Genomic DNA, 5,903 nt, shown 5'->3' with positions numbered 1-5,903 from the left:
TGGTCGACGCCGACACCCCCGGGTTCGAGCGCGGGCGCAATCTCGACAAGATCGGGCAGCACGCCGCCGACACTTCCGAGCTGTTCTTCAACGATTGCCGCGTGCCGATGACCAACATCCTCGGCGCCGAGGGCATGGGGTTTGTGCACCTGATGGAGGAACTGCCGCAGGAACGCCTCGGCATCGCGGTCGGCGCGCAAGCCGCGGCGCAGCGGGCGTTCGACGAGGCGGTGAAGTTCACCAAGGACCGCAAGGCCTTCGGCAAGACCGTGTTCGAATTCCAGAACACCAAGTTCACCCTCGCCGACCTCAAAGCCAAGCTGCAGGTGGGCTGGGCACATCTCGACTGGGCGATCCGCAAGCACCTCGCGGGCGAGCTAACCACCGACGAGGCGAGCGCCGCCAAGCTGTGGCACACCGACCTCCAGTGGGAATGCTGCGACACTGCGCTGCAACTCCACGGCGGGGCGGGCTACATGAACGAATACGCCATCGCCCGCCTGTGGCGCGACGCGCGCGTGACGCGGATTTTCGGGGGCACCAACGAGATCATGAAGGAAGTGATCTCACGGAGCATCTGACATGGCCGAACCGCTCGACTTCACCGCCAAGCGCGTCCTCGTCATCGGCGGGTCGAGCGGGATCGGGAACGGCATCGCGCACGGGTTCCGCCAGCGGGGCGCGAACGTGACCGTCACCGGAACGCGGCCCGACTTCGGCGACTATCTCGAGGCCGAGGACAGCGACTTCACCGGCCTCGAATACCGCCAGCTCGACCTGACCGACCGCGAGGCGGCGGGGCGGCTGGCGGCCAGCTTCGGCCCGCTCGACGTGCTGGTGCTTTGCCAGGGCACGGTGCGTTACGGGCGGCAGGAGTTTACCCGCGAGGGCTGGGACGCGGTGGTCGATATCAACCTCAACTCGGTGATGGACGCCGCGCGCGCCTTCCACCCTCAGCTGGCCGAGGCCAAGGGCGCGATCATCATCGTCTCCAGCGTCGCCGCGTTCAAATCGACCATCGGCACGCCCGCCTATGCGGCATCGAAGGCGGGTGCGGCGAGCCTCACCAAGACGCTGGGTGAGGCCTGGGCGCGCGACGGCATCAGGGTCAACGGCATCGCCCCGGGATTGGTGCCGACCAAGCTCACCTCCGTGACCACCGATCACCCCGAGCGCCTCGAGGCCAGCATCAAACGCATCCCCTTGCGCCGCATGGGCACGCCCGAGGATACGGCCGGCGCCGCGCTGTTCCTCGCCTCGCCGCTCTCGGCCTACATCACAGGGCAGACGCTGGTGGTCGACGGGGGACTGACACTGGCCTGACCGGGTTCGGGACAGGCTGTCAATCTTTCCCCGGGGCGGTTACTTACAACTGAAAACCAGTCACAAACGCGTCACACCCTTGCGCCAATCCCGCCGAAAACCGGGGCTGTCAGAAACATGGATGTCGTCAATATCTTCCTGACGAGCGAACTGGGCGAGAGCCTCGAGGATTTCGTCCATGACCAGCGCCGCTTCACCTTCGACAGGCTGGGGGCCGAAGGCCCGCGGCGGCTGGTCGAGGGACCGATGTGGGCCTTTGTCGACTGGGTGATGCCCGAGTTGGCGGGGCTCGAGATGTGCCGCCGCCTGCGCGCCGATGCCCGCACCGCCGATGCCCATGTCACCATGGTGCTCGAGGAGGACGATCCCGAGGACCGCCGCCGCGCGCTGCGGGCCGGGGCGGACGACTACGTGATCGGGCCGCTAACCCGCACCGCGGTGCTCGACCGGGTGCTCGCGCTGCAATCGCGCGGGGTGGAGCGCCAGCCAACGCGGCGCTTCGAGCTGGGCGCGCTGACGATCGACATGGCAGCCTTGCAGGCGCGCTGGAACGAGCAACCGATCGTTCTGCGCCCCAACGAGTTCCGGCTGCTGCGCTTCCTCGCCGAGAACCCCAACCGGGTGCTGACCCGCGAGGATCTGATCAACGGCCTCGGCAAGCGCGAACCCCCGATCGACGAGCGCACCGTCGACGTGTGGATCGGCCGCCTGCGCCGCGCGATCAAGGCGGCAGGCGGCGGCAATCCGCTGCGCACGGTCCGCTCGCTGGGCTATGTCTTCGATCTGAGCTGAGCGGGGCGGGCGGGGGCCTGCTGGCGCTGTTGCACCCGGTCACGCGCTGCCACTTGGCGACCAACGAAAAAGGCCGCCCTGTTTGGGGCGGCCTTTTTGTTGTGTCGAATACGGATCAGACGGTCAGAACTCCGCCTTCACCCCGAGCGAGAAGCTGGTGCCGACATCGTAGGTGTTGATCTCGGCGCGGTTGCCGTTGATCTCCTGGAACTCGAAGTTGTCGCGTCCAAAGATGTTGCGCACCTCGAAGCTCAGCTCGAGCGGAAGGCCGCCCAGCTTGACTTCCGTCCGGCCCACGAGGTCGACGGTGAGGCCGGGATCCTCGACGACGTCGGGCAGCGCCCCGCCGCGCAGCGTCACGCGCTCGCTCGCGTAGTTGAACAGCACGGTTAACTGCTGAACCTTGTCGTCATCCTCGATACCGAGCGAGAGGTTGGCGACGTGGTCCGACTGGCCGACCAGCGGCGCGCCGTCGTCGAACAGCTGGCTGGCGAGCTGGCCGGTCGCCCCGGGGATCGGCGCAAGGTCGGTCGCACCCACCGCAATGCTCGACTGGGTGTAGGTGTAGTTGGCGAGGATCAGGAACTGCTTGGTCTCGAAGAACCCGCCCCAGTCTGCCAGATCGATGCCGTAGGCGACATCGAGTTCGGCGCCGTAGAGCTCGGCCGAGGGCGCGTTGGCGTAGCTCGTCTCGATGATGCCGGGCGCGGTGATCAGGAAGTTTTCGATCGGGTTGTCGATCTTCTTGAAGAAGCCCGCAAGGCTCACCCGGCGCGGGCCGCCGAGATAATATTCGGCGCGCGCTTCCACGTTGATCAGCTCGCTGTCGACCAGGAAGGGGTTACCGCGGAAACGGCGGTTCGATTCCGGATCGAAATAGGTCTGCTCGACCAGCTCGCGGAACTGCGGTCGGGCGATGGTCTGCGAGGCGGCGAAGCGCAGCTGCAGATCGTCGATCGGCTCCCAGGTGACCGTGCCCGAGGGCAGGAAGTAGTCGTTGGCGATCCGCGTCGGGTTGGCGATGTTGCCGCCGCCGAAGGTCGGATCGGGCGCGGCGACCTGCAGACCGTCCTCGAAGCGGACGCCCGCCTCGAGGCTCAGCCTGTCGGTCGGACGGTAACGCGCCAGGCCATATCCGGCATGCACCGTCAGTGCGGCATCGAAGACCGGGAAGGGGGTCGGGTCGGAGGCGGTGACGGTGAAGAAGCCGTTACCATTCGCATCGGTCGCAAGTGTCGCGCCGTTGATGATCTGCCCCGGCTGGCGCAGGCCCAGCGCGCGCAGGATGCTGGTACGGTCAGCCGTGGACGCGATCAGCGGCCGGACGATGAACGACAGCGACCGCCGGCTCGTGTCCGAATAGGCGTAGCCGGTCGTCAGTGACAGCGTGTCGGTAACATTGAAGGTCACGTCCGCGCCGCCGAACCAGAGTTCCTCGGTGAGGTCCTCGAAGCCGACCTGAATACGCTCGGTCCCGCCGATCAGCGCGCCGACATCGACCACGAAGCGGCTGCCGAACGGATCGTTGGGGATGTTGGTGCGGATATAGGGCACGATCGCGTTATAGGGTGCCTCACGATCGGTGCGGGCGTAGCCGCCGCGAAGGTCGACTTCGAATGTGTCGAAATCGAGTTCGGCGACCAGCTGCGTGTCCATCAGCTGGCGTTCGAACCAGCCGGTTTGCTGGGTCTGGAAGTCGAACGGGCGCGCCACATCGGTGAAGCTGTCGGTGCCGGTGGCAAGCCGCGCCGTCTTCAGGGTGTCGCGGATATAAAGGTTGGTCCAGCGGATCGTGTGTTCGCCGATATCGAGCCCGAAGCCGATCAGCGCGTTCACCAGCACCTTGTTGTCGGTGATAAAGTTCTGCGAATCGAACAGGATCTGCCCCGCCTGCGCGTCACCGAACTGCTGGCTGGTGACGTTGCGGTTGCGCCAGGTGTTGGTGATCCCGGCAGTGGCGATGACGCCCAGATAGTTGCCGTCACCGATCTCGAAGGAGGTGCCCCCGGTCAGGTTGGCGCTGAAATTCATCGGCAGCTGGTCGTTTTTCTGCAGCGTCACCAGGTTGGTGGGCATGATCTGCCCTGCAAGCTGGCGCTGATCCGCTGCCGACAGGTCATTGACGCGGGTGCCGCTGGCGATCGCGTCCTGAAGCACGGTCGGGAAATCGCGGTTGCCGTTGTCGAAGCCGAAGGTGTCCCAGCGGCTGCCGAAATAGGTCAGGCCGTTCTGAAAGGTCGTCTCCGTATCGCCGCTGCCCGAAAGAGAGAGGGTGAGGAAGCTCTCGGTCGGGATCGCCTTGGTGGTGAGGTTGATCACACCGCCGCCGAATTCGCCGGGGAAGTTGGCGGAATAGGTCTTCTGCACGATGCTCGAAGAGATCACGCTGGTCGGGAAAATGTCGAGCGGAACCACGCGGCTGAGGGGCTCGGGGCTCGGCAGGGGCAGGCCGTTGAGCAGGGCGAGCGAATAGCGGTCGCCGAGGCCGCGCACGAAGACGCGGCCGTTGCCGACCAGCGACAGACCGCTGACGCGGGCGAGGGCGCCGGCGATGTCGCCTTCACCCGAGCGCGCGATATCCGCCTCGGACAGCACGCTCAGCACCTGACCCGAGGTGCGCTCGGGGTTGCGCTGACGGCGGCCGGTGACGATGATATCGCCGCCCGGGAGCGAGATGTCGGTATCCTGGAGCTCTTCTTCCGGGGGCTCGCCATCGACGGCGTCGGTGAGCGGATCCTCGGTTTCCTCTGCGGTGGTCTCCTCTTGCGGCGCTTCCTGCGCACGGAGCACCGACGGCAAGGTCAGCGAAGTGGTGAGAAGCAGCAGCCCTGCCAGGCGCGCGCCGGTCGACATAGTGAGGACCCCCTCAAGAATTGGCCTGAATCTGTGTCACAGGCTGCTCCGCAGCCCGTCAGAATGCGTCAAGGGGGGGGAAGCCAAGCACCGTGATGCGGCCTCGCCCCCCTCGTATCATTTGCGCCGCTTAAGCCGGGTAGACCGGCAGCGAGGTGCAGGAGCCGGTGGCGCTGCTGAAGTTCTGGATCGACGAGTTGCAGGTCCAGTTGCCGAAGATCGAGGTCAGCGCTGCCGCGTTCTGGATCGCCCCGACGTAGGTACGGGTCGGGAAGAAGGCCGAACGGGTGTTGGCGTTGAACGCGGTGCGGCCGGTTTCACCCGTGCCGTTGACGACGTTGTTCGTCAGCGTGATCGCAAAGGCGAAGTTGTTGTTGGTGCCGCCGTTGATCGCGGTCGCGACCTGTGCGTTGGTGTTGCCGCCACCGCCACGGATCGGATCGACCGCCGGGCAATCGCCGACCACCGAGTCGACACCGATGAGCGCCGCGAGCGTCGGGGCTTCGTCGATCTGGAAGCAGTGGTTGGTGCCGGCATTGATCACGCCGTTGGTGAGGCCGAGCGCCGCACCGCCGCGGGCCTGGATGACCTGCGGAGCGCCATCACGCATCACGAAGGTGAAGTTGTTCACCTGGAAGCGGGTCTGCGGGATCGCGTTCGACGGGGTACGGTCCGACACGTTGGGCGAGTCGAGTTCGATCCCGCGGTCGCCGGTCGACGAACGCTGCACCGCGATCACGGTGTCGAGGTTGACGATCGCGCCGGTGTCGACGTCGAGCGAGTCGTCCGAAGCGCCAATGATCGCGAAGTTGCGGGCGTTGAAACCGCCGCCGAAGAATTCGACGCCGTCATCCGAGCTGTTGAACGAGAGCAGGTTCTCGATCACCGTGCCCGAACCCGCGCCGCCGGTGGTCAGCGACTGGAGTTCGTTGTTC

General features: G+C 66.0%; 4 protein-coding genes and 1 pseudogene. 3 read left to right on the top strand and 2 right to left on the bottom strand.

The annotated features are described in order from the left end of the window. The 3 genes from NBV68_RS17045 to NBV68_RS17035 all read left to right on the top strand — a co-directional run. A partial coding sequence (locus NBV68_RS17045) for an acyl-CoA dehydrogenase family protein (protein WP_296312118.1) occupies window positions 1-581 on the top strand: 581 nt, incomplete at its 5' end. Between the two features lies 1 nt (window position 582). Beyond that, entirely contained in the window at window positions 583-1,323 is a 741-nt protein-coding gene (locus tag NBV68_RS17040; protein ID WP_296312116.1) for an SDR family oxidoreductase, read from the top strand. Between the two features lie 117 nt (window positions 1,324-1,440). Beyond that, the gene (locus NBV68_RS17035; RefSeq protein ID WP_296312114.1) at window positions 1,441-2,115 is read left to right on the top strand and encodes a response regulator transcription factor; all 675 of its coding nucleotides are present in this window, start codon (window positions 1,441-1,443) and stop codon (window positions 2,113-2,115) included. Between the two features lie 123 nt (window positions 2,116-2,238). Here the strand turns inward: NBV68_RS17035 and NBV68_RS17030 are convergent, their stop codons facing one another. Then, window positions 2,239-4,968 (bottom strand): TonB-dependent receptor, encoded by a 2,730-nt coding sequence (locus tag NBV68_RS17030; protein WP_296312112.1) that lies wholly within the window; start codon window positions 4,966-4,968, stop codon window positions 2,239-2,241. A gap of 130 nt (window positions 4,969-5,098) precedes the next feature. Continuing rightward, a pseudogene (locus NBV68_RS17025) lies at window positions 5,099-5,903 on the bottom strand (hypothetical protein); the annotation flags it as partial.

The sequence above is a fragment of the Erythrobacter sp. genome (assembly GCF_023653175.1).
Lineage (GTDB): Bacteria > Pseudomonadota > Alphaproteobacteria > Sphingomonadales > Sphingomonadaceae > Erythrobacter.
The sequence above is the reverse complement of the archived record's forward strand: the minus strand, read 5'-3'. Positions and strand labels throughout refer to the sequence as shown.